The following is a 22,324-nucleotide window of genomic DNA, read 5'->3' as shown; positions in this document are numbered from 1 at the left end:
GGAATTTCTATCATAGCATAGTAGTTTCTGGCTGAAGGCTAATAGCGATTGGCTAAAAGCAAGCCGCCACAATCACACTTTAATTTCTACATCAACTCCTGAAGGAAGCTCTAATTTCATTAGCGCATCTACAGTTTTAGAAGAAGAAGAATAGATGTCCATCAATCTCTTGTGAGCTGAAAGCTGGAACTGTTCTCTTGCCTTCTTGTTTACGTGCGGAGATCTCAACACGGTGAAGATTCTCTTGTTAGTTGGCAATGGAATTGGTCCGTTTACAACAGCACCAGTCGCTTTTACCGTTCTCACGATTTTCTCAGCAGATTTGTCTACCAAATTGTAATCGTAAGATTTTAATTTTATTCTGATTCTTTGTGACATTTTAATCTAAATTTTAATATTAACCTCTTGCTTTAGCGATTACGTCTTCGGCAACGTTTGTAGGTGCTGCTTCGTATTTTTCAAATTCCATAGAAGAAGTTGCTCGACCAGATGAAAGGGTTCTAAGTGAGGTTACGTATCCGAACATTTCAGAAAGTGGAACGAATGCTTTAATTACTTTCGCGTTGTTTCTGTCGTCCATACCGTTTACAGTACCTCTTCTTCTGTTCAAATCTCCTACGATGTCTCCCATGTATTCTTCCGGAGTTACTACTTCCAATTTCATAATTGGTTCCATGATAACAGGTTTCGCTTTCTTACCAGCTTCTTTGAAGCCCATCTTAGCGGCAAGTTCGAAGGAAAGTTGGTCAGAATCCACTGGGTGGAAAGATCCGTCTTTCAATACTACTTTGATACCATCGATTTCGAATCCAGCAAGTGGACCGTTTTTCATTGCTTCTTTGAAACCTTTTTCTACTGCAGGAACAAATTCTTTTGGAATGTTACCTCCTTTGATTTCATTTACGAATTCAAGACCAGCTTTGTTATCTTCTGCAGGACCAATTTCGAATACGATATCTGCAAATTTACCTCTACCACCAGATTGTTTTTTGTAAACTTCTCTATGGTTAGCAACCATGGTAAGGTTTTCTTTGTATTCTACTTGAGGTTGACCTTGGTTTACTTCAACTTTGAACTCTCTTCTCATACGGTCAACAATAATGTCGAGGTGAAGCTCACCCATACCGGAAATGATTGTTTGTCCAGAAGCTTCGTCAGTTTTCACTGTGAAAGTAGGATCTTCTTCTGCTAATTTAGCAAGAGCGTTACCCATTTTATCTTGGTCAGCTTTAGTTTTTGGTTCAACAGCGATACCGATTACTGGATCAGGGAAAACCATAGATTCTAGAACGATTGGGTTCTTTTCGTCTGCTAATGTATCTCCAGTTTTGATATCTTTAAAACCTACAGCAGCACCAATATCACCAGCTTCAATAACTTCTACTGGATTTTGCTTGTTAGCGTGCATTTGGTAGATTCTAGAAATTCTTTCTTTGTTACCAGATCTTGTGTTCAATACATAAGATCCCGCATCTAGTTTCCCGGAATAAGCTCTAAAGAATGCTAATCTTCCTACGAAAGGATCAGTTGCAATTTTAAATGCTAATGCGGAGAATGGTTCGTTTACGTCTGGTTTTCTAGTAATTTCAGCGTCTGTTCTTGGATCAGTTCCTTTGATATCGTCTTTATCCATTGGAGAAGGAAGATATTTACAAACTGCATCAAGCATGAACTGAACTCCTTTATTTTTGAATGAAGAACCACAAGTCATCGGAATGATAGACAAATCGATGGTTGCTTTTCTTAATGCTTCGTTGATTTCATCTTCAGAGATAGAATCTGGATCTTCGAAGAATTTCTCCATCAAAGTTTCGTCGTAATCAGCTACTGCTTCTACTAATTTTTCTCTGTAAAGCAACACATCGTCTTTCATATCATCAGGGATTGGAACTATCTCGAAAGTAGCACCTTGTCCTGCTTCATCCCAAACGATTGCTCTGTTTTTAATAAGGTCTACAACCCCTTTGAAATCTTCTTCAGCACCGATTGGTAAAACGATTGGAACTGCGTTAGATCCTAACATTTCTTTAACTTGGTTTACCACGTTAAGGAAGTCAGCACCTTGTCTGTCCATTTTGTTTACGAATCCCATACGAGCAACTTTATAGTTATCCGCAAGTCTCCAGTTGGTTTCAGATTGTGGTTCAACCCCATCTACTGCAGAGAAAAGGAATACCAAACCATCTAGTACACGAAGAGAACGGTTTACCTCTACGGTAAAGTCAACGTGTCCCGGTGTATCGATAATGTTAAAGTGGTAACCTTTAGTTTCAGGAAGAGTTTTTCCCTGATCGGTTGGGAAGTTCCAAGTACAGGTAGTTGCTGCAGAAGTAATAGTAATACCTCTTTCAGCTTCTTGCTCCATCCAGTCCATTGTAGAAGCACCTTCGTGAACCTCTCCGATTTTGTGGGTTTTACCTGTGTAAAACAAAATTCTTTCTGTTGTGGTGGTTTTACCTGCGTCAATGTGAGCAGCAATACCGATATTTCTTGTAAATTTAAGATCTCTTGCCATTTCAGATTAGAATTTAAAGTGTGAAAATGCTTTGTTAGCTTCAGCCATTCTGTGCGTATCAGTTTTTTTCTTGAACGCAGCACCTTCTTCTTTTGCAGCAGCGATAACTTCAGCAGCTAATTTCTGAGCCATTGATTTATCGTTTCTTGCTTTAGAATATTTAATTAACCATTTCATTGCCATAGAAATTTTTCTATCTGCTCTGATTGGCATTGGAATTTGGAAGTTTGCACCACCGATTCTTCTTGAACGTACTTCTACGTGAGGCATCACGTTGGTTAAAGCATCTTTCCAGATTTCCAAAGAAGTTTTTTCATTATCTCCTTTTTTGCTTTCTACGATATCTAAAGCATCATAGAAAATTTTGAATGCGATAGATTTTTTACCGTCTAACATCAAATTGTTTACAAATCTCGTTACCAGCTGATCATTAAATTTAGGATCCGGTAACAACGGTCTTTTTTTCGCTTTCGTCTTTCTCATTGTTCGTTTCTTTAAAAATTAATGATTACTTTTTCTTACCTTTTGCTGGTGCTGCAGCTGCCTGACCTGGTTTTGGTCTCTTAGCTCCGTACTTAGATCTTCTCTGAGTTCTTCCGTTTACTCCTGCGGTATCCAAAGCTCCACGAACAATGTGATAACGTACTCCCGGTAGGTCTTTCACCCTTCCTCCGCGTACCAATACTATCGAGTGCTCTTGAAGATTGTGTCCTTCGCCCGGGATATAAGCGTTGACTTCTTTACCGTTAGAAAGTCTTACCCTTGCAACTTTTCTAAGTGCAGAGTTAGGTTTCTTCGGGGTGGTAGTATATACTCTTGTACATACACCTCGTCTTTGTGGACAGGAATCAAGTGCAGCCGATTTACTCTTCTTGGTAAGTGCGACTCTTCCTTTTCTAACTAATTGTTGAATAGTAGGCATTTAATTGCTTTTTATTTTAGGGTGCAAAAGTAAGTAATATTTTTTAATCCACAATAGGTTATCACTAAATATCTTACATAATTAATATTGCACAGGCTATATATAATGTTGTGATGCTCAATACTATTCAATAATCTTTACTTTTACATTTTTATTCCAGTTAAACTTTCTGATATTGTTTTTCAAAGATTCTTTAATTGCAGGATTAATACAGTAAATGGTAACATCGGGCTGCGATACTACTGCATTGCTTTCAATCGTGAAGACCGCCACTTCCTCCCAGTCTTTCGGCACATACCCCCAAAGCCACTCTTTATAAACGATGGCAATTTCATAATGGTGCTTCCGGCTGTAGTCACCTACAAATGCTCCAAAAGTACGGGCGGAATAATCTGGTCGCTGGTTAAATTCCATAATCTGTGGCGAGCCAAGTCCTACGATATCAAATAAATGGATCTCTGTAAAATAAGAAATGGCTCCAATATCATTAGCCACGATTTTGGAATCATTATAGTAGGCCTGTAAAAATTTGCCCCCCTGAACCTGTTGTTCATAAATATTCTTCGAACCATAAAGCAAAATTTTGTGCGAAAACACCATTTTCGAGATCATAAGTAAAGTATTGCCTGCGATTAAGAAGGTAAGAAGAATGTTGATCTTATATACTTTTTTGAAATTTTCGAAATAAGCGGTAAGCCTGGGTATGATCAGCATCGCAAAAGCCACCATTAAATACGCTTCGTACCGAAGAATACTTTTTAGATCCGCAAAAATACTGTGCAAAAGCATTGTAGTGCCCCATGCCAATAACAGAAAATTATTTGAAATAAACCCTTTGAATGATTTTTTGTTTCTGTAATCAATGATTAAAACAGCGCTGAGCAGCAGCAACGGCAGAAGACATCTTTTATAAAAACTACGGTTTTGAAATGCAGTTAAAAAAAGATCGCGCAACTGAGCTAAAATATTACCGGAAAAATCAATCGCCGCACCCTTTACAACAACTGAATTTGGAAACAAGTGTCCTGTATGCTGATAATTGAACCAACAGAATATAAACACAGGAAAAAAACCAAAGAGGAGCACCAGAACCGCTTCCCGGAATTTCTTTGTTAATAATAAAAAGAATGCAAGCGACACGAAATAAAACATCATCTCGAACCGCACTAGCCCCAGAAACAACAGGGTTGCATAAAAAAAGAACATTGGTTTAGAATTTTTAAAGTTCCCCTGAACCCAATCTGTTAAAAAATAAATATTGAGCACCACCAGTAAAACCTGAAGCAAATGCTCCATTCCGGAGAATAATTGCAGATGTAGCGCCGCAGAAAAAACAGTTACCAACACAGCAGACACTACAAATGTCGTTTTGGTTGAAAAACGGCTATAATATTTTGTCAGAAAAAAGAGTATTCCAGAGGCACAAACCACATTAATTGCAAGCGGAATAAGCGCAGAATTTCCAAAGATTTTTATAAAAACCGATATCACGAAAGTAAACACAGGCGATGAAGACGACGACGAAAAGGCATGTGGCGTCATTCCCCATACATCATACAGCGCAAAATTTTTAGCTATTGCAAGATGGATATAAGCGTCATCGAGCAGGTAGGTGAAATTCCCATCCGTTTTCGAAATCATTATAAAAAAATAAATCAGGCAGATTACAAAGAATACAGCTTTCGAAATAATAAAATTCTTTTTCATACAAAAAACCTTTAATCTTGGTCTAAATTTAACTCAGAAGTATATAAAACCTGTTTCTTATCCTTAATTGTGTCATACTTCAACCATTTGATCTGCGGATTTACGGTGCCTCCGATAGACTGCTTCCACTCTCCTTTCTGTTTGTTAGTATGTTGATAGGTAAAAGATATGTTGAGCACAGGAATATGATATACCGTAACATTCTTTACCTCTTTTTCATCATCAAAAAGATATTTTCTATTCTTAAACTCTGGCATCTGAAGTTCGATTATTCTTTTGTTCTTAAGATAATTTTCCGGACTTTTCAGACTGTAAGCCGTTAAAAAGATGAGAAAGAAAGTACCCATCCTGAAAATAAATTTATCTGACTGTAAATCTTTGAAGTAAATAATCAGAAAAGAAAAGGCTATGCAAAAATTGGCTGCAGCAAGCATTCTTACATTCAGTTCCTCAATCTGCTGATAAAATCCAGATGTAAACATGGTAACAATATAGATTCCGGCAATAATCCAAAGCAAATAATGAAATTCCATCTGCAGGTTATCTTTTTTACGCTTCACCAACTTTACAAAATACCGCAGCAACAATAAGTCGATTAACATAAGCCCCACCTGAAAAGCAATACTTATGATACTGTTAGAAGCCGGTTTAATTCCTATGAAAGGATCTATCACATTCACCATCGCCAGGATATTGCGCAAAACATAAACGGGATAAATCTGTGCCGGTGCTCCGCGCAGATGTTCCCCGGTGAAACTTCCGTACATTAAATAATTAAAAGCGAGGTACGCCAAAATTCCGGCGCCCGAAAACACTAAAACTTTTAAAATATCTTTTTGGAACTCGAAAAGCCGCCTTCTAAAAAGCATCCAAAGCCAAAAAATTCCAGTGCCCAAATAAATATAGATTCCAGAATAACGAACCATAAATAATAAGATCAGGATTGCAGAAGCCCAAAACACGAAACGTGTCGAACTGATTTTTTCCTGAAATCGCTCATGAAAAAGATAAAACAGAAAATAAAGCAGAAAAAGAAAAGGTCCTTCAGAAATCACCAAATTAAAGGCGAAAAAAAAGGTTTTAGCTGCAAAAAGCAAAACCGTTTCCCGGAAATAAAATTTCTTTACATAGGAAAATACTAGAATAATGATCACCATCGAAATATTCAGCATTTTCCCTGCCCAGAAATAATCCTGAAAAACGAAATGAAAAATCTTTATTAGAAACGGAAATCCCAATGGGAAAAGGTTGGTTTTTAATTCCGGTAAATCCGAAGCGATTCCAAAATAAGACAAACTGTCGGCCCCAATTCCGCCAGTGGCCAGAAAAAAAGACTGAAAAAAATAGATGACTATTACTGCAACAGCCAAAAACACATACTTTCTCATAACAGCGTAATCATTCTTTGGCGCAAATATGCAAATTTTTAATATCGTATCCCGCGTGTTTTAAGTTTTAATATATATTTGTAAACCAAAAAACACAGCATCTTTGAAGAAATTTCTATTTTTTTTATTCTTGTCGCAGCTATGTTTTTCGCAGAAGTGGAGCATTTCATTTGCGGAAAGAACAGCGCTCATCAATATTTACAACAGCACTTCCGGTGATCAGTGGAGCCAGAAATGGGATCTGGATAAAGACCCCAAAAACTGGTATGGAGTACAAATTAAAAACGGAAATGTAACCGAAATTAACCTTCGCGGCAATGCTTTGAAAGGAAATTTCCCCACCATTTCAGGTTTTTCTAAATTACAGAAACTGGATTTGAGCTCCAATCAGCTTTCCGGAGAAATTTCTCCGTCGGTGGCTTCACTGAGCAATCTTGTCCGTCTCGACATCAGCAACAACCGTTTAACAGGCGACCCTACCTCGCAAATCCTTCCGCTTTCGAATTTGTCAGAACTTTCTCTCGGTAATAATCAGTTCACTTTTGTTGATATTGATGCTTTTCTGCAGAATTTCAGCGGAATTAAAGTTTTGGATTTATCGCGCACGGGCCTTACATCAATTCCACAGAAAATTTCATCATTGGCTCATCTTGAATCGCTCAATTTAAGCAACAATACACTGACTCAAAATTTCAGTAATTTATCTCCGCTTGTTCAACTCACCGATCTTAATCTTTCAGGAAACCAACTCACAAAAATCCCATCAGAAATAGGATCACTAAATTCTTTACGCACCCTCGAGGTAAGCAATAATAAGTTTTCCGCAAATTATGCATCAGCTTTACCAAATCTTAAAAACCTGGAATGGCTTTCTCTTCAAAACAATCAAATAACAGAATTTCCGGCCGAATTATCGCAACTGAAAAATTTGGTTCATCTAAATATGTCCGGCAATAAAATCTCTGGCGGTTTCGAAAGCCTTTTGATTTTAAAGAATCTGGAGCAGATTTATCTCGACAACAATTTAATTTCAGGCAATTTCCCTACCGCCTTGCTTCAACTGGAAAAACTGCAGATGCTCTCTCTTACCGGTAATAAACTTTCGGGTGAAATCCCTGAAAACATTCCGCCGCTTACGTTTCTGGAAAACAATAAATTTACGAGACAGAACATCAAAAATTTTATTCTGAGAGAAAAAAAACTGGCAGATTTTACGTATTCGCCCCAAAGATACGATGAACCAAAAACCGTTTACGCCTCGCTGGGAAATCCGGTAGCTATTTCTCAATCCATTTCCGGAGATGATTATGCTTTTGCATGGTTTAAGGATTTAGACAAAAAAACACCAGTAACCACAGAAACCTTCCATATCAATAATGTAGAAGACGAAGATTTCAGCACTTACACCTGCGAAGCCTATGTTTTTGAAGAACTGCCGAAAGAACTGATGGAAATATCATTTTTTCGTGAGCCTGTAATTTTAGCTAAAGATTTGGGAACTGAAGAAATCAACCGCGACTTAAGTGTATATCCAAACCCGACAAAAGATTTCATCAACATCAAAACCAATAAAATAAATATTGAAAAAATATTTATTTTCGATTTGAGCGGTAAGTTACTCTTCACCTCGTCCGAACGAAGGATTAATGTGAGTCATTTGCCGGCGTCAACCTATATTCTTTCTGTTAAAACTCCTGATTCGGTAAAATCGTTTAAGTTTATAAAACTATAAATTCTTACTCATAGCTAAACTCAATCGCTGATATTTTGTAAGACATAAAGGGTTTCGTAACTTTGTTAAAAGTAAAAAAATTATGAAAAACGCTACGATCATTGGGCTGCAGGAAAAAGACTGCAAAGCCATCGCCGAAAAATTAAACGAATTGCTTGCCAACTATTCTGTATTCTATCAAAATACGCGTGGCGCACACTGGAACATTAAAGGAAATGATTTCTTTACACTTCACCCAAAATTCGAGGAACTATATAATAATTTAGTCCTTAAAATAGATGAAATCGCGGAAAGAATCCTTACACTTGGGACTGTGCCTCATCATAATTATTCTGACTATTTAAAGCTTTCAACAATTAAAGAAAGTATCGAAGTATCTGATGGTACCAAGTGTGTAGAAAACATTTTGGCTTCTTTTAAAACTGTCATCGATCTTCAGCGCGACATCCTTGAAATGACAGAAAATGCTGGCGACGAGGGTACAAACTCACAAATGAGCGACTACATTACCGAGCAGGAAAAAGAAGTTTGGATGTACAATTCGTACCTCGGCAAATAATTGTGCAACAAATCTAGTTTAAAAATCGTCTCTCACAAGACGATTTTTTTGTTTTGAATCTTTACTTTTGTTAAAGAAAATTTCTCACCCATGAGCGAAGTCCGTTTAAAATCAATCCTCGACAACGATTTTTATAAAATCACAATGCAGAACGCGGTAGTAAAACTTTTTCCGAGTGAAAAAGTTAAATACAGCTTCATCAACCGCGGAAAACACCATTTCCCCAAAGGTTTTGATGAGGAACTGCGCAAATCGGTCAATGCCATGGCAGAAATGAAACTCACCAAAGAAGAGAAAGAATATCTGCGGAACACCTGTCCATATCTCGATTTGCCTTATCTCGATTTTCTGGCAGGCTACCAGTACGATCCTTCCGAAGTGCAGATCGTACAGACAGAAAACGATTTGGAGGTTACCGTTGTAGGCGAATGGTACCGAACCATTTTGTGGGAAGTTCCTTTGCTGGCTATAATTTCTGAACTTCATTATGTAATGAACGGAATAGAAAGGGATTCCGACGAAACCGTAATACGAAATACACTTGAAAAAGCCGAAGAACTCGATAATCTGGGGGTTAACTTCGCTGAATTTGGTACCCGCCGCCGGCATTCTTATCAGGTTCATGACTTGGTTGTAGATGCCTTAACACAAAATAAATCCTCAAAATTTACGGGATCTTCCAATGTACATTTTGCAATGAAATACGGTGTAAAACCCATTGGCACACACGCCCACGAGTGGTTTATGTTCCACGCCGCAGAATATGGTTTTAAAATGGCGAACGCTCTGTCGCTGGAACATTGGGTGGATGTTTACCGGGGCGACCTCGGTGTAGCGCTTTCTGATACCTACACCACAGAAGTTTTCTTCCAGCAGTTTGATAAGAAGTTTGCAAAACTTTTCGACGGCGTGCGGCACGACAGCGGCGATCCTATTGAATTTGCAGAAAAGACCATTGCCCATTACGAGCAGAACGGAATTAATCCATTATTTAAATACATCATTTTTTCTGATGGGCTGAATCTGGAAAAAGTAGCAGAAATTACCCACGCCTGCAGAGGAAAAATTGGTATTTCTTTCGGAATCGGAACCAATCTTACCAACGATGTAGGCGTAAAACCGATGAACATTGTAATGAAACTTATAGCGGCGCAATCGGTGAACGGAGACTGGATTCCGACGGTTAAACTCTCGGATGAACACGGAAAATATACCGGCGATCCCAAAATGATCGAACTTGCAAAGGAATTTTTGAGAATTAAAGATTAAATCCACAAACTGAAAAAACAACAACCGACATCATGAAAAACCTTCTCTTGTTATCAGTGATTTCTCTCTACCTTTTTTCCTGTGCTGTTAAGCCAAAAGAAAAAGAAGCAAAACCAATTCTGAATGAAATGTCTTCCAATTTTGACCAGAAACTTGCCGATTCACTGGGTGCAGACGAAAGAGGAATGAAAAACTATATGCTCGTGATGCTGAAAACCGGACCAAACGATGCAAAAATCACTGATAAAACAGAAAGAGCCGAACTTTTTAAAGGACATTTCTCTAATATGACAGCAATGGAAAAAGCGGGAAAACTAAAAATGGCTGGTCCGTTTGCGACAAAAAACTCACTTGGGTATCGTGGGATTTTTCTTTTGGATGTAAAAACCGAAGATGAAGCAAATAAATTGTTACAGAATGATCCAACGATTAAATCGGGTGTGTTCGAAGTAGAAATATTACCATGGTACGGTTCTGCGGCCCTTCCAATGCATCTCAAATACCATAAAAAGATTTCCAAGGAAGCTCCGTAAATTTTCACTTAACGCAAAAAAGTCACTTTTTTCTGCCTATTTTTGAAATATGGAAATCTTTTCTTTATTTACCGGTCTTATTATCGGCGCAGTTTTAGGCTGCCTTATACTTTATCTTATCTTGAAATCCCGAAATATTCCGCGCGAAATTTTTGATGAACTCAACACTAATTTCATCCGCACAAATGCTGATTTACAAAACACACAACTGAAAATCAGTGAATTGACTAATTTATACCAAAACGAAAAAGAAGTAAATTTTCATCAAGCTAATCTTTTAAATGATCTTAAAAATGAAATCGCCAGTATTTCTGCAGTGCATCATGCTTTGAAAAATCAGTTTCAGGAGCTTCGCGAATTAAACGCAAAACAGCATTCACAAATTGAAATTTTAACAGGTGAAAATCAAAAAATATTTGGGCGAAATGCTGAACTTTCGGCGATTAATAACAGCTTACAGCAAGCACTAAACAACCAGAAAGCCGAAATCGAACAGATTCAGGAAATGGCGAAAAACGAATTTAAAAATCTTGCCAACGAAATTCTGGAAGAAAAATCCAAAAAATTTACCGAATCCAACAGGGAAAACCTCGATCTGCTGCTGAAACCACTGGGCGAGAATCTCGAGACTTTTAAAAAGCGAGTAAACGAAGTCTATGAAAATGAAGCGCGCGAAAGATTTTCATTGAATAACACCATCAAATTGATGATGGAACAAACCCACAAAGTAAGTCAGGAAGCAAACAATCTCGCAACAGCCCTGAAAGGCCAAACGAAAGCCCAGGGCGACTGGGGTGAAATGATTCTTGAAAGAATTCTGGAAGATTCGGGCTTAACAAAAGACCGTGAATATTTCTCGCAATATCATATAAAAAATGAACACGGAGAAAATCAAAGACCGGATTTTGTTTTAAAACTTCCAGGAAATCAGATAATTATCATTGATTCAAAAGTTTCTCTAAACGCTTATGAAAGAATGGTTTCTGCTGAAAATGAGGAAGAAAGGAAACAGAATCTTGCACTTCATATCGGTGCGCTTAAAAAACACATCGACTCGCTTTCACAGAAAAAATACGATGATCTAAAAGATTCCCTGGATTTTACAATCATGTTTGTTCCAGTGGAACCTGCATTTCTTACTGCAGTTCAGTACGATTCCCAACTCTGGAATTATGCTTATCACAAACATATTATTCTCTTGAGTCCGACCAATCTTATTGCATACCTGAAGCTGATTTCCGATGTATGGAAACGGGCAGATCAAAATGCAAATGCCCTTGAAATCGCTGAGCGGGGCGGAAAACTTTACGATAAATTCGTAAGTTTTGTTGAAAATCTCGAAAAAGTAGGCAAAAATATAGATTTGGCCAAAAGCTCTTACACCGATGCCTTCAAACAGTTAGCCAGCGGAAAAGACAACCTTGTAACACAGACTCAGAAGTTAAAGTTGCTCGGAGCCAAAAACAGAAAAAACCTTTCCTCAGGGCTGGTTGAAAACGCTGAAAATCAAATAGAATTCGGTGAATAGAAATTACTAAATTTGCACTATGCTAATTGAAAGCCTCCACAACGAAAAAATAAAAAACCTCAACCGATTACTAAGCGACAACCGTTTCAGAAAAAAATCCGGAACTTTTGTGGTTGAAGGGCAGCAGGAAAATACAATGGCCACAAATTTCGGTTTTGAATTGCAGGAATGTTTTATCTGCGAAAGCATTTACCGTGAAGACTTTCCAAAAGGCAAAATCAATCTGGTTTCTGAAAAAGTATACGATAAAATCGCGTATCGCGGTAGTTCAGAAGGAATTATCGGCATATATAAATCCAAATATCCTAAATTAAATACATTTCTTCCTAAAGAAAACTCCTCTGTCATTATCGTTGAAAGCATCGAAAAGCCGGGAAATTTAGGTGCAATATTAAGAAGTTGTGAGGCTTTCGGGATTGAAGCGTTAATCATCACCGATCCGAAGGTTGATTTTTACAATCCAAATGTTATAAGATCGAGTGTTGGCTGTCTTTTCGGAATGAAAGTATTTCAATCAGCAAATGAAGAGCTTTTAGAATTTCTACAGGAAAAAGGGTTTAATATTTTCACCACTTTAATGGATGAAAGCGCAGAGCATATCGATCAGCAAAATTTTAAAGGCAACAGTGCACTTCTTTTTGGTACCGAACATTCCGGACTTAGCGATTTTTGGATTGGAAAAGGAAAAAACACCCTGATCCCTATGGCCGGCAGTATAGACTCTTTAAATTTAAGCAACGCCGTGGCAATAAGTTGTTATGAAATTCTACGACAAAAGCTAAATTGAAAGCATAAAAAAACCGCTTCTCTGAGAGAAACGGTTATTTTGTACTCGTGGAGTTAAATTATTTAACTTCAGCAGCAGCATCAGTAGCAGCTTCACCAGCAGCTTTAGCAGCATCACCAGCAGCTTCAACAGTAGCAGCACCAGCTTCAGCAGTAACAGCAGCAGCAGAATCAACAACAGCAGCAGCAGAATCAACTACAGCAGCAGCAGAGTCAACAGTTGCAACAGCAGCAGAATCAGTTGCGTTAGCAGTTTCTACAGTTTCAGTTTTTTTACAAGCTACAAGAGCTAAAGCAGCGATACCAGCTACGAATAATGACTTTTTCATAATAAATTAAATTTAATTGTTTTGTTTACTAATTTGTTTGTGTTCTCATTTATCATTTTGAACAGGACAAAGGTATGGTGAGAATTAAATTTGTATTAGAAAATTAATTGTAATATATTTGTAAAATTGTTTTACAAAAAAAGATATTTGATAATCAATTCATTACGTAATTTTTAGCAATTGAGCGATTTAGATTTATTACACTTCGAACAGCTGAAATCTGAGGTTCAGTCTCAGTATCTGAAAGATCACAGCCCTTCATTTGATGAAATTTCAAAATGGAAGGGAATTGATATCATCTATTTTCAGGAAGACCTACGAAAAAAGGCTAAAGGAAATATCAGCGAAAAGTCTTTTTACACCTACTTTAAAAATTACCCTGTCACGAAACTCCCACGCATTGATATGCTAAATATTCTCTCTGTTTATGCGGGTTACGTGTCATGGTATGACTTTAAAAAGAACCATCTTTTTGCAGATGAAATCCTTAAAGATTACGAAGAATTACAGGACTCTGAAATTGACGAACTTGAAAAAGAAGTTGAAAAAACACCAATCCTAGAACCGGATCCTGAAAAAGAAGAAATCCCTCAAATATCAATACCAAAAGAGACAAATTTAGTAGAAGAAAAATCTATTTTACAAAAGAACAATATTGATAATCAACCGAATGAAATAAAAAAGGAAGAATTGTCGACGTATGATATTTCAGAAAATAAATCTACATTTTCTCTTGTAAAAAAATACATCTGGCTTGGTATTTCCGCAATTTTGGCAATTCTGGCAGGACTTTTAGGTTTTAAAGATGAAATTTTCAGTAAAAAATATTATTACAGTTTTATTGATGCCGACAGAAATTCAAAAATCAACGCCGAACTACAGGTACAGATTCTTAAGGAAAACGAAACCCCCATCCTTTATGTAGCAAAGCCTAATGAGCCATTTGTGTACACAACGAAATCCAAATCGCTTACCATGGTGGTTTCTTCACCTTTTTACAGAACCGATACCATCCAGAGAAATCTGGAAACAGCTCCCGAAGCCGAAAATATTGAGCTGAAACCCAACGATTATGCGATTATGCTTTTCTATTATTCGAAATCACTGAAAGATTTAAAGAAGAAAAGAGTAAGCTTAAACTATCTCATCAGCGATCATGCGTTAATTTATCAGGTTTTCGACAACCAATTTTATGGTGTTGAAACCATGGATAAGCAGCGCTATATCAATTTGGTGACCTTACCCTCCACGTCACTGGAAAAACTTGAAGTGATTGATACACAGACTGATAACTCAGGAAAAATAGTAATGATTAAATTTAAAATCGACAACGATGAAGAAAATAATTAAAACAGTTCCGCTGCTTCTGGCATTGGTTTTTATCGTTTTTTCGTGTAAGAAAGAAGTTACCGAACTTTCGGACCTGGAAAAGATTAGAAACAATAAAAACACGGTTTCCTATCCCGTGACAAAGATGGACAGCGCGCAGGCAATCTCATTTATTACCAAGCAGAAAATCCAGGAATTGCTCGATCTTTCGACGCTTTACACTTCCGGAAACCGCGATACAGAAATCGATTCTGTAATTTATTCGCAAATGAAAAGCTACTTTTCAGAAGACGACTCAACTAAACTTCAGCCGCTATTGAAGCAGCTCGACAGCTTCAAGGTAAAAACAGCAAAAGTTGGGAACATCACCGTCTCAAAGGAAATTATTGGCACCGATACACTGGATTTTGCAAAATTTGATGTTGAATATTTCGATCAGAAAAATAAATCGATAGGCATTTTTGAAAAAACCGCACAGTATATGCTGAAACTTTTCCCTGTAAAATTCAAAAAAGAATTTAGATTTTACTTTGTAGATTTTGATGCCGCTCCTAAAAAAGACAGCACTTCGGTGGGAGTCACCAAATAATCAAGCGGCACATCGTTTTCCCTAAGATCATCAATTTCTTCATCCGGCCCGAAAAAACTTAAGCCAATCTTCAGGGTCTCAGCATTTACGGTTTCAAAAAAACCATCATAATATCCTTTGCCGTATCCTACTCTATTGCCCTGCTGATCGCAGTACAGCAAAGGGGTAAGTACATAATCAAAATCGCGCTCACCAGAATCTTCGTTTGATTCGGGCTCCGAAATTCCCCAGGAATTTTTAAGCAAAGGAGTTTCCGCCGTAATTTCCACCGAAATTAATTTTTTACGGTAAATTTTTGGAACAAAAACGCGGATATCTCTTTTAAAAAATTCATTCAAAAACAACTGCGTATCAACTTCTCCTTTTTCCGGAATCGAAAGAAAACAGTGAACTTTCTGATTTTCGCTGAGCTTAAAATTATCAGTAAAATTTCTAAAAATTTTTTCTGATAACGACAAAACCTGTTCTTTCGAAAAGCTTTCCCGTTTTTTCAGATATTTTTCTCTGAGATCACTCTTTTTCATCTTAAATTTCTTTTACCGAAATAATCTTTACCGGACAGGCTTTCGCAGCCTTTTCACAAGGATCAAAGGCTTCGTAATTGGGAGTTTTCAAGGTGTAAAAACCTTTTTTATCTTCCGTCTTCAACAGTACAGATTTGCCGTCTTTCTTCGACATCCGGAAATACTCGGGAGCAAATTCTGCACAGTAATTACAGCCGATGCATTTTTCGCGCTGCAGTGTAATAATCACCATCAGTTATTCTCAACGATTTTATACAGTTTGTCGGAAGGCCTTATTCTGAAATCTGTTTTAAAGGTAATGATATCAGATTTTGAAGCTTTTAAATCACCCGGCTTCTGATCAACCCGCATCGCTTCAAGAACCATTTCCTGAGAACCGGTCGTAGGTCCCTGAATCAGAACTCTGTCGCCCACATTTACATCATAAGCTTCAATTAAAAACTCTGCAATATTGGATTTTGCGTAGAAAGTTCTCCCTTTTCCGACATAAACTTTTTTCTGACTTGCATTTGAACCGGAAGTGTCAGACCATTCTCCCAACTTTTGACCCAAATAATAACCATCCCAGAATCCCCTGTTGTAAACGGTTTCCAGCTGTTTCATCCATTCCTCAACTTTTTGCTGACTGAAAGTTCCATCAGCAATCGCATCAATTGCTTCCCGGTAACATTTTGTGACCGTTGCTACGTATTCAGGCGCCCGTCCACGGCCTTCAATTTTTAAAACTTTCACGCCTGCGCCCACGATCTGATCAAGAAAACCAATGGTACACAAATCTTTTGGCGACATCATGTATTCGTTGTCCAGCTCAATTTCGAACCCCGACTCTTGATCAATTACGGTATATTTTTTTCGGCAATTCTGTTTGCACGCACCTCTGTTGGCAGAAGAGTTGTGAGAATGTAAACTCAAATAGCATTTTCCGGAAACCGCCATACATAAAGCTCCGTGACCGAAAATTTCAATTTCAACCAAATTTCCGGAAGGTCCGCGCACATCATCTTTTATGATCTGATCGCAGATTTTTTTGATTTGGGTAATCGATAGCTCACGACTCATCACCATCGTATCAGCAAAAAGCGCATAGAATTTTACCGTTTCGATGTTGGTGATATTGATTTGTGTGGAAATATGAACTTCCATCCCGATTTGCCTCGCATAAGAAATTACGGCCTGGTCCATCGCAATTACCGCGGTTAGATTGGCGGCTTTTGCCTTATCCAGAAGCGTTTTGATGATTGACAGGTCGTGATCGTAAACGATGGTATTTAAAGTAAGATAAGTTCTCACCCCTTTTTCAGCACATCTTCTGGAGATTTCAGGCAAATCATCGATCGTGAAATTCATGGAAGCTCGTGCCCGCATATTAAGTTGCTCAACTCCGAAATAAATGGAATCTGCACCGTTATCCAAAGCCGCCTGCATGGCAGTGAAGTCGCCGGCAGGTGACATCAGTTCTATTTTTCCGCTTTTTGTCATGATGCTAAATTTTATAAAGCTTATCGGATAAACGAACTCTGAACGGAACCGAAAAAGTAATCTGGTCGCCGGCTTTGGCTGTTTCACATGGATTTCCGTTGGCGAAAATTTGTGTCAATGTAATTTCCTCCTCGCCGGTTGTCGGCCCGGAAATCAAAACTTTATCACCTGCTGAAAGTTCACCATTTTCCAGTAAGAACTGGGCAATTTTCGATTGGGTGAAATAATGTTCGGCTTTGCCAAGTAAAGATTTTTTTACGGCAATTTTCTGGCGGATATTTTTGTTTTCACTTTTTGCCAAAGGTTTATTTGGTAAATCACCGGAATTCTTAAATTTCAGCGCCGGAGATTTTCCTTTTCTGAAAATTTTGTTGCCTACATTAACTCCTTTTCTAATGTTAATCTGTTCTTCTAAAGGCAAATGGATAATATGCTGACATTCTTCTGAACAGCAGTTTTCCATGGCAGCTTTACATTCATCACACTGAATAAAAAGTAAATGGCAGCCGTCATTCGCGCAGTTTGTATGATTGTCGCAAGGTTTTCCGCACTGGTGACACTGCGAAACAATATCGTCGGTAATCCGCTCGCCCAACCGGTGATCGAACACAAAATTTTTACCGATAAACTTGCTTTCCAGATTTTCTTCCTTGATTTGGCGCGTATATTCAATGATTCCGCCTTCGAGCTGAAACACGTTTTTGAAACCCTGATGTTTGAAGTAAGCGCTGGCTTTTTCGCAACGAATTCCGCCTGTACAGTACATCAAAAGATTTTTGTCTTCCTTGAAATCCTGTAATTTTTCGTTGATAATCGGCAGACTTTCTCTAAAGGTTTCAACATCGGGCGTAATTGCGCCTTCAAAATGCCCGACTTCACTTTCGTAATGATTTCTGAAATCCACAACAATCGTATTGGGATCTTCGAGTAAAGTATTAAATTCTTTAGCTTTTAAGTGGATTCCTTTATTGGTTACATCGAAATTTTCATCGTTTAAACCGTCGGCAACAATTTTATTTCGGACTTTAATCGTAAGTTTTAAGAAAGAGTGATCATCATGCTCCACCGCTTCATTCAAGCGGATTCCTTTCATGAAATCGTACACATCCAGTGTTTCGCGGAAAGCTTCCAGATTTTCTTCAGGAATACTCATCTGGGCATTAATTCCTTCGTTAGCCACGTAAATCCTGCCTAATGCATCGAGTGCGTTCCAGGCTATGAATAATTCGTCGCGAAATTTTTTGGGATCTGAGATTTTGGCGTACGCATAGAAAGACAAAGTAAGGCGCTGCTTACCGGCTTGATCAATTAACTGAGCTCTTTCTTCTGCGCTTAAAGTGTTATACAGTTGCATGCTATAAACGGTTTAAGTGAGAAAATTTTTGCAAAGATAAGCAATTTGAGCTACGTTAAAAATCGTGGGTTAATATTCGGTGTAAATATGTTTCAGAATATTTCTGTCTTCTTCGGTAAATGCCACTTTTCTGCGAGCCATTGCCAGTTCGGCAACTTCGTAGGCTTTTTCAAGTTTAAATTTTTCATCACCTTTCATTCCGCCCCAGGAGAAACTTTCAATGAGGTTTGGCGGGAAGCCGCTTTTGAAAATATTAGCAGCAACTCCAACCACAGTTCCCGTGTTAAATTGTGTATTGATGGCGCTTTTAGAATGATCTCCCATGATTAATCCCGCAAACTGTAAACCTGTATTTGCGAATCTTTTGGTTCTGTAATTCCAGAGTTTTACCTCAGCGTAATTGTTTTTAAGGTTTGATGAATTGGTATCTGCACCCAAATTGCACCACTCACCGATAACAGAATTTCCTACAAAACCATCGTGACCTTTATTCGTGTACCCGAAAATCACTATATTATTTACTTCTCCACCAACTTTTGAGTGAGGCCCGACCGTGGTTGCACCATATATTTTCGATCCAAGATTAAATTTCGATTCTTCACAAAGCGCAATTGGTCCGCGAAGATTACACCCTTCCATAACTTCCGCATTTTTACCGATGTAAATTTTTCCGGTTTTAGTATTTAAAGTTGAAAATTCCACCGATGCGCCTTCTTCGATAAATAAATCCTGAGCTTCACCCAGAAATCCGTTGGTGTTCGAAAGTTCAGCGGAAGTTCTTCCTTTGGTAAGCAAATCGAAATCGAAATTAATGGCTTTTTCGTTGTGAGAAAATAAATCTGTAGGCTGTTTAAAGAAAAGTACACCTTCGTGAATATCAGTCATTTTCTCGATCTGATTAAGCGAGAAATTCTTCATATTGATTCTGGCGGCGAGCAGCTCGTTTTCATAAACCAAAGCTTCACCCAATTTCAATGTTTTAATTTGCTGCAAAACATTTTCGTCCGGCAGAAAATTGGGAACAATAAACAGACTTTCAATATCTTCCGGTTTCCTGTACTTTTCCTGCAAATAATCTTCTGTAAGGAAAGAGACCTGGTTTATCTCTAATAATTTCTGCCATCTTTCGGAAAACGTAAGGATTCCGCAGCGCATTTCGGCGACAGGTCTTGTAAAAGTGAGGGGTAAAAAATCTTCCCAAAACTGGGCATCAGAAAAAACGATTTGCATATTTCAAGTGCTTAAATTTCTATATTTTCAAAATTACAATAAAAAAAGTCTTTCAGAAACCTGAAAGACTTTAATATTTTCTTAGTCCGCAATAATTATTTTGCGAATTTTTTGTATTTGCTCATGAATTTGTCAACTCTACCAGCAGTGTCAACCAATTTCACTTTACCAGTGTAAAAAGGGTGAGAAGTTGAAGAGATCTCCATTTTTACCAATGGATAAGTTTCTCCTTCATATTCAATAGTATCTTTGGTATCTGCAGTAGATTTGCAAAGAAACATCTCGTCGTTACTCATATCTTTGAAAACAACAAGTCTATAGTTTTCCGGGTGGATTCCGTTTTTCATAATAAAAATTTTAATAAATTAAAGTTTTGCTTCAGAAGTAGTAATGGATATTCCTCTGCTAATTTTTAGACCGCAAAAGTACAATTAATTTTTTAATGTACAAACACTCAATATGATAATTTTAAAATTTTTCCGTTCGACTATTTTAATTAAATTTGAAACTTATATCTATTCAACCTCTTCAATGAACAAATTAAAACTCATATTGGCTTTATCGTTTTGGTTTCTGTTAACGGCAGTGTCCTGCAACAGAGACGAAATCAGCTTTGATGCGCCATCTCAGCTTCTTCGTTTTTCTGCGGACACCCTCTTTCTGGACACCGTTTATAATCAGGTGCGATCCGAAACCTATGCCGTTAAAATCTACAACGACGAAGATAAAGATGTGATGATTCCCAAAATTTCTCTGCAAAACGGTTCGTCTTCACTCTATAGAATCAATGTTGATGGCAAAGCCGGGACCGATTTTACCAACATTCCTTTAAGAAAGAAAGACAGTCTTTATATTTTTGTAGAAATTGCGCCGGTTGCCAACGCACCGGAAGCGATTGCCGAAGAACGTATACAGTTTCAAACTCCGGCCGGAAGCCAGCATGTAACGCTGTTTTCCGTAGTTCAGGATGCTGAATTTTTTATCCAGACAGACACCAATCCGAACATTTTAAGCAACAATACAAACTGGACGAACGAAAAAGCCAAAATAATCTTTGGAGATTTAACACTGGAAGAAGGCAAAACCTTAGATATACAGAAGGGAACCAAGATTTATTTCCATAAAAACAGTGGTTTGAAGGTTTCTAAAAATGCAAAACTCAATGTTTTTGGCGAATTGAATCAGGAGGTTATTTTCCGTGGCGACAGAAACGACCCAAGGTACGACACGATCCCGAAAAACTGGAACGGAATTAAATTCGACACAGGCTCTACGCTAACCATGAATTATGCAAAAGTTTTCGGCGGAACAAGAGGTCTGGAAATGAATGAAACGGAGGCAACAATCAACAACACCATCATTCACACCTTTCAGGAATTCGGAATTTTTGCGGTAAAATCGAACCTCAACGCTTCAAATTTAGTGATGAACAACTGTGGTGAGTCGGCTTTAGGAATATTTAAAGGCGGAACTTATACGCTAACCCACGCAACTTTAGCGAATTACTGGGATTTCAATTCGGCACTTCCAAGACTTGGGATTTACGCTACTAATGAATACCAGAACGGAACTGCTCTGGAAAACGGCCCATTGACTTTAAAAGTGAATAATTCAATTATTTATGGTTCTGCTGAAAACATGGTTGAATTAAAACCAATTTCCGGACAGACTTTTACGACAGAATTTAACTATTCGCTGCTGAAATATGGTACAAAAGCAACATACGCAACCGCTAATTCCATCAAAAATCAGGATCCGAAATTTGTAAATTATTTCACGCAGAAAATGAATTTAAGGGTGCAAGAAGATTCGCCTGCAAAAGGAAAAGGAAGCTCAAGTTATGTATTTGGCTCAACTCTAAAAGACATTGTGGGTGTTACCAGAACCAATCCGCCAACTATAGGCGCTTATCAATAAATTATGGAAATTACCCAGCTGCAGCAGGAAGTTGATGAATGGATAAAAACCGTTGGCGTACGTTATTTCAACGAACTCACCAATATGGCGATGCTTACCGAAGAAGTGGGCGAAGTTGCCAGAATTATCGCCAGAAGATACGGTGAACAGAGTGAAAAAGAAAGCGACAAAACCAAAGATCTCGGTGAAGAGCTGGCTGATGTTTTATTCGTAACACTATGTTTGGCCAACCAAACCGGAACCAATCTTCAGGAAGCTTTCGACAGAAAAATGAAACTGAAAACAGAAAGAGATCAGAAAAGGCACCTAAATAATGAGAAACTAAAATAATCTTTAATCCGTACAATGGTTTTAGAACACTCCCACTTAAAGGAAAATAAAACAATAGAAATCAGCGGTTCGAAAAGCATTTCGAATCGTTTGTTAATTCTGCATCAGCTTTTTGAAAATATTCTTATCGAAAATCTTTCAAATTCTCAGGATACCCAGCTTCTACAAGCCGCTTTGCAAAGTGATTCAGAAATCATCGACATTCATCATGCCGGCACTGCGATGCGATTTCTTACTTCTTATTATGCCATCCAGGAAGGCAAAACCGTAATTTTAACCGGTTCTGAGAGGATGAAACAGCGTC

At 37.9% G+C, this 22,324-nt stretch carries 23 protein-coding genes and 1 pseudogene; 11 read left to right on the top strand and 13 right to left on the bottom strand.

The annotated features are described in order from the left end of the window. Nucleotides 1–72 precede the first annotated feature (72 nt). The 6 genes from rpsJ to V5N63_RS03955 all read right to left on the bottom strand — a co-directional run bounded on the left by rpsJ (nucleotide 73) and on the right by V5N63_RS03955 (nucleotide 6,532). The gene (gene rpsJ / locus V5N63_RS03980) at nucleotides 73–378 is read right to left on the bottom strand and encodes a 30S ribosomal protein S10 (protein ID WP_031503579.1); all 306 of its coding nucleotides are present in this window, start codon (nucleotides 376–378) and stop codon (nucleotides 73–75) included. A gap of 19 nt (nucleotides 379–397) precedes the next feature. Beyond that, the gene (fusA, locus tag V5N63_RS03975) at nucleotides 398–2,515 is read right to left on the bottom strand and encodes an elongation factor G (RefSeq protein ID WP_332032920.1); all 2,118 of its coding nucleotides are present in this window, start codon (nucleotides 2,513–2,515) and stop codon (nucleotides 398–400) included. 6 nt (nucleotides 2,516–2,521) lie between these two features. Further along, nucleotides 2,522–2,998, bottom strand: coding sequence for a 30S ribosomal protein S7 (gene rpsG / locus V5N63_RS03970; RefSeq protein ID WP_055041728.1), 477 nt, complete (start codon nucleotides 2,996–2,998; stop codon nucleotides 2,522–2,524). A gap of 25 nt (nucleotides 2,999–3,023) precedes the next feature. After that, entirely contained in the window at nucleotides 3,024–3,437 is a 414-nt protein-coding gene (gene rpsL, locus V5N63_RS03965) for a 30S ribosomal protein S12 (RefSeq protein WP_031503575.1), read from the bottom strand. A gap of 123 nt (nucleotides 3,438–3,560) precedes the next feature. Beyond that, nucleotides 3,561–5,144, bottom strand: a complete 1,584-nt coding sequence (locus V5N63_RS03960; protein WP_332032919.1) for a hypothetical protein — start codon at nucleotides 5,142–5,144, stop codon at nucleotides 3,561–3,563. Nucleotides 5,145–5,155: 11 nt separating this feature from the next. Beyond that, a complete protein-coding gene (locus V5N63_RS03955) occupies nucleotides 5,156–6,532 on the bottom strand; it encodes a hypothetical protein (RefSeq protein WP_332032918.1) in 1,377 nt (458 codons plus the stop codon). A 103-nt stretch (nucleotides 6,533–6,635) separates the two neighbouring features. On the opposite strand from V5N63_RS03955, the gene V5N63_RS03950 reads away from it, so the two are divergent. The 6 genes from V5N63_RS03950 (at nucleotide 6,636) to V5N63_RS03925 (ending at nucleotide 12,940) form a co-directional block, all read left to right on the top strand. Beyond that, nucleotides 6,636–8,264 (top strand): leucine-rich repeat domain-containing protein, encoded by a 1,629-nt coding sequence (locus tag V5N63_RS03950; RefSeq protein ID WP_332032917.1) that lies wholly within the window; start codon nucleotides 6,636–6,638, stop codon nucleotides 8,262–8,264. Nucleotides 8,265–8,346: 82 nt separating this feature from the next. Further along, the gene (locus tag V5N63_RS03945; protein ID WP_332032916.1) at nucleotides 8,347–8,823 is read left to right on the top strand and encodes a Dps family protein; all 477 of its coding nucleotides are present in this window, start codon (nucleotides 8,347–8,349) and stop codon (nucleotides 8,821–8,823) included. Between the two features lie 90 nt (nucleotides 8,824–8,913). Further along, nucleotides 8,914–10,092, top strand: a complete 1,179-nt coding sequence (gene pncB, locus V5N63_RS03940; RefSeq protein WP_332032915.1) for a nicotinate phosphoribosyltransferase — start codon at nucleotides 8,914–8,916, stop codon at nucleotides 10,090–10,092. A gap of 32 nt (nucleotides 10,093–10,124) precedes the next feature. After that, nucleotides 10,125–10,625: a YciI family protein gene (locus tag V5N63_RS03935; RefSeq protein ID WP_332032914.1), complete on the top strand. Its 501-nt coding sequence runs from the start codon at nucleotides 10,125–10,127 to the stop codon at nucleotides 10,623–10,625. 49 nt (nucleotides 10,626–10,674) lie between these two features. Then, nucleotides 10,675–12,153 carry a DNA recombination protein RmuC gene (rmuC, locus tag V5N63_RS03930; RefSeq protein WP_332032913.1) on the top strand — a complete coding sequence of 493 codons (1,479 nt, stop codon included), beginning with the start codon at nucleotides 10,675–10,677 and terminating at the stop codon, nucleotides 12,151–12,153. A gap of 19 nt (nucleotides 12,154–12,172) precedes the next feature. Further along, nucleotides 12,173–12,940 carry a TrmH family RNA methyltransferase gene (locus tag V5N63_RS03925; protein WP_332032912.1) on the top strand — a complete coding sequence of 256 codons (768 nt, stop codon included), beginning with the start codon at nucleotides 12,173–12,175 and terminating at the stop codon, nucleotides 12,938–12,940. 58 nt (nucleotides 12,941–12,998) lie between these two features. On the opposite strand, the gene V5N63_RS03920 is transcribed toward V5N63_RS03925, so the two are convergent. Further along, nucleotides 12,999–13,268, bottom strand: a complete 270-nt coding sequence (locus V5N63_RS03920) for a hypothetical protein (RefSeq protein ID WP_088469622.1) — start codon at nucleotides 13,266–13,268, stop codon at nucleotides 12,999–13,001. 180 nt (nucleotides 13,269–13,448) lie between these two features. On the opposite strand from V5N63_RS03920, the gene V5N63_RS03915 reads away from it, so the two are divergent. Together V5N63_RS03915 and V5N63_RS03910 are read left to right on the top strand one after the other, a co-directional pair. Next, entirely contained in the window at nucleotides 13,449–14,618 is a 1,170-nt protein-coding gene (locus V5N63_RS03915; protein ID WP_332032911.1) for a hypothetical protein, read from the top strand. Further along, complete coding sequence (locus V5N63_RS03910; RefSeq protein ID WP_332032910.1) at nucleotides 14,602–15,186, top strand: hypothetical protein; 585 nt, start codon at nucleotides 14,602–14,604, stop codon at nucleotides 15,184–15,186. The genes V5N63_RS03915 and V5N63_RS03910 overlap by 17 nt, the downstream gene beginning before the upstream one ends. Here V5N63_RS03910 and V5N63_RS03905 read toward each other — a convergent pair. From V5N63_RS03905 to V5N63_RS03880, 6 genes are all read right to left on the bottom strand, one after another. Continuing rightward, complete coding sequence (locus V5N63_RS03905; protein WP_332032909.1) at nucleotides 15,123–15,710, bottom strand: 5-formyltetrahydrofolate cyclo-ligase; 588 nt, start codon at nucleotides 15,708–15,710, stop codon at nucleotides 15,123–15,125. The two genes, V5N63_RS03910 and V5N63_RS03905, sit on opposite strands and share 64 nt — an antisense overlap. Nucleotide 15,711: 1 nt before the next feature. Then, nucleotides 15,712–15,942, bottom strand: a complete 231-nt coding sequence (locus tag V5N63_RS03900; RefSeq protein WP_332019279.1) for a ferredoxin — start codon at nucleotides 15,940–15,942, stop codon at nucleotides 15,712–15,714. Continuing rightward, entirely contained in the window at nucleotides 15,942–17,189 is a 1,248-nt protein-coding gene (locus V5N63_RS03895; protein ID WP_332032908.1) for a peptidase U32 family protein, read from the bottom strand. The genes V5N63_RS03900 and V5N63_RS03895 overlap by 1 nt, the downstream gene beginning before the upstream one ends. A 4-nt stretch (nucleotides 17,190–17,193) precedes the next feature. Beyond that, entirely contained in the window at nucleotides 17,194–18,543 is a 1,350-nt protein-coding gene (trhO, locus tag V5N63_RS03890) for an oxygen-dependent tRNA uridine(34) hydroxylase TrhO (protein ID WP_332032907.1), read from the bottom strand. Nucleotides 18,544–18,612: 69 nt separating this feature from the next. Beyond that, nucleotides 18,613–19,773, bottom strand: coding sequence for a GlmU family protein (locus V5N63_RS03885; protein WP_332032906.1), 1,161 nt, complete (start codon nucleotides 19,771–19,773; stop codon nucleotides 18,613–18,615). A 95-nt stretch (nucleotides 19,774–19,868) separates the two neighbouring features. Next, nucleotides 19,869–20,120 (bottom strand): type B 50S ribosomal protein L31, encoded by a 252-nt coding sequence (locus V5N63_RS03880; RefSeq protein WP_088469614.1) that lies wholly within the window; start codon nucleotides 20,118–20,120, stop codon nucleotides 19,869–19,871. A gap of 184 nt (nucleotides 20,121–20,304) precedes the next feature. Here V5N63_RS03880 and V5N63_RS03875 point away from each other — a divergent pair, with 184 nt between their 5' ends. The 3 genes and pseudogenes from V5N63_RS03875 to V5N63_RS03865 form a co-directional block, all read left to right on the top strand. Further along, nucleotides 20,305–21,690, top strand: a complete 1,386-nt coding sequence (locus tag V5N63_RS03875) for a hypothetical protein (protein ID WP_332032905.1) — start codon at nucleotides 20,305–20,307, stop codon at nucleotides 21,688–21,690. A 3-nt stretch (nucleotides 21,691–21,693) separates the two neighbouring features. After that, complete coding sequence (locus V5N63_RS03870; protein ID WP_265144905.1) at nucleotides 21,694–22,020, top strand: nucleotide pyrophosphohydrolase; 327 nt, start codon at nucleotides 21,694–21,696, stop codon at nucleotides 22,018–22,020. Between the two features lie 15 nt (nucleotides 22,021–22,035). Continuing rightward, nucleotides 22,036–22,324 (top strand): annotated as a pseudogene (locus V5N63_RS03865) (3-phosphoshikimate 1-carboxyvinyltransferase); the annotation flags it as partial.

Origin of the sequence: Kaistella sp. (genome assembly GCF_032060305.1) — a bacterium.
Classification (GTDB): Bacteria; Bacteroidota; Bacteroidia; order Flavobacteriales; family Weeksellaceae; genus Kaistella; species Kaistella yananensis.
This window is presented reverse-complemented; position numbering and strand designations above follow the sequence as displayed.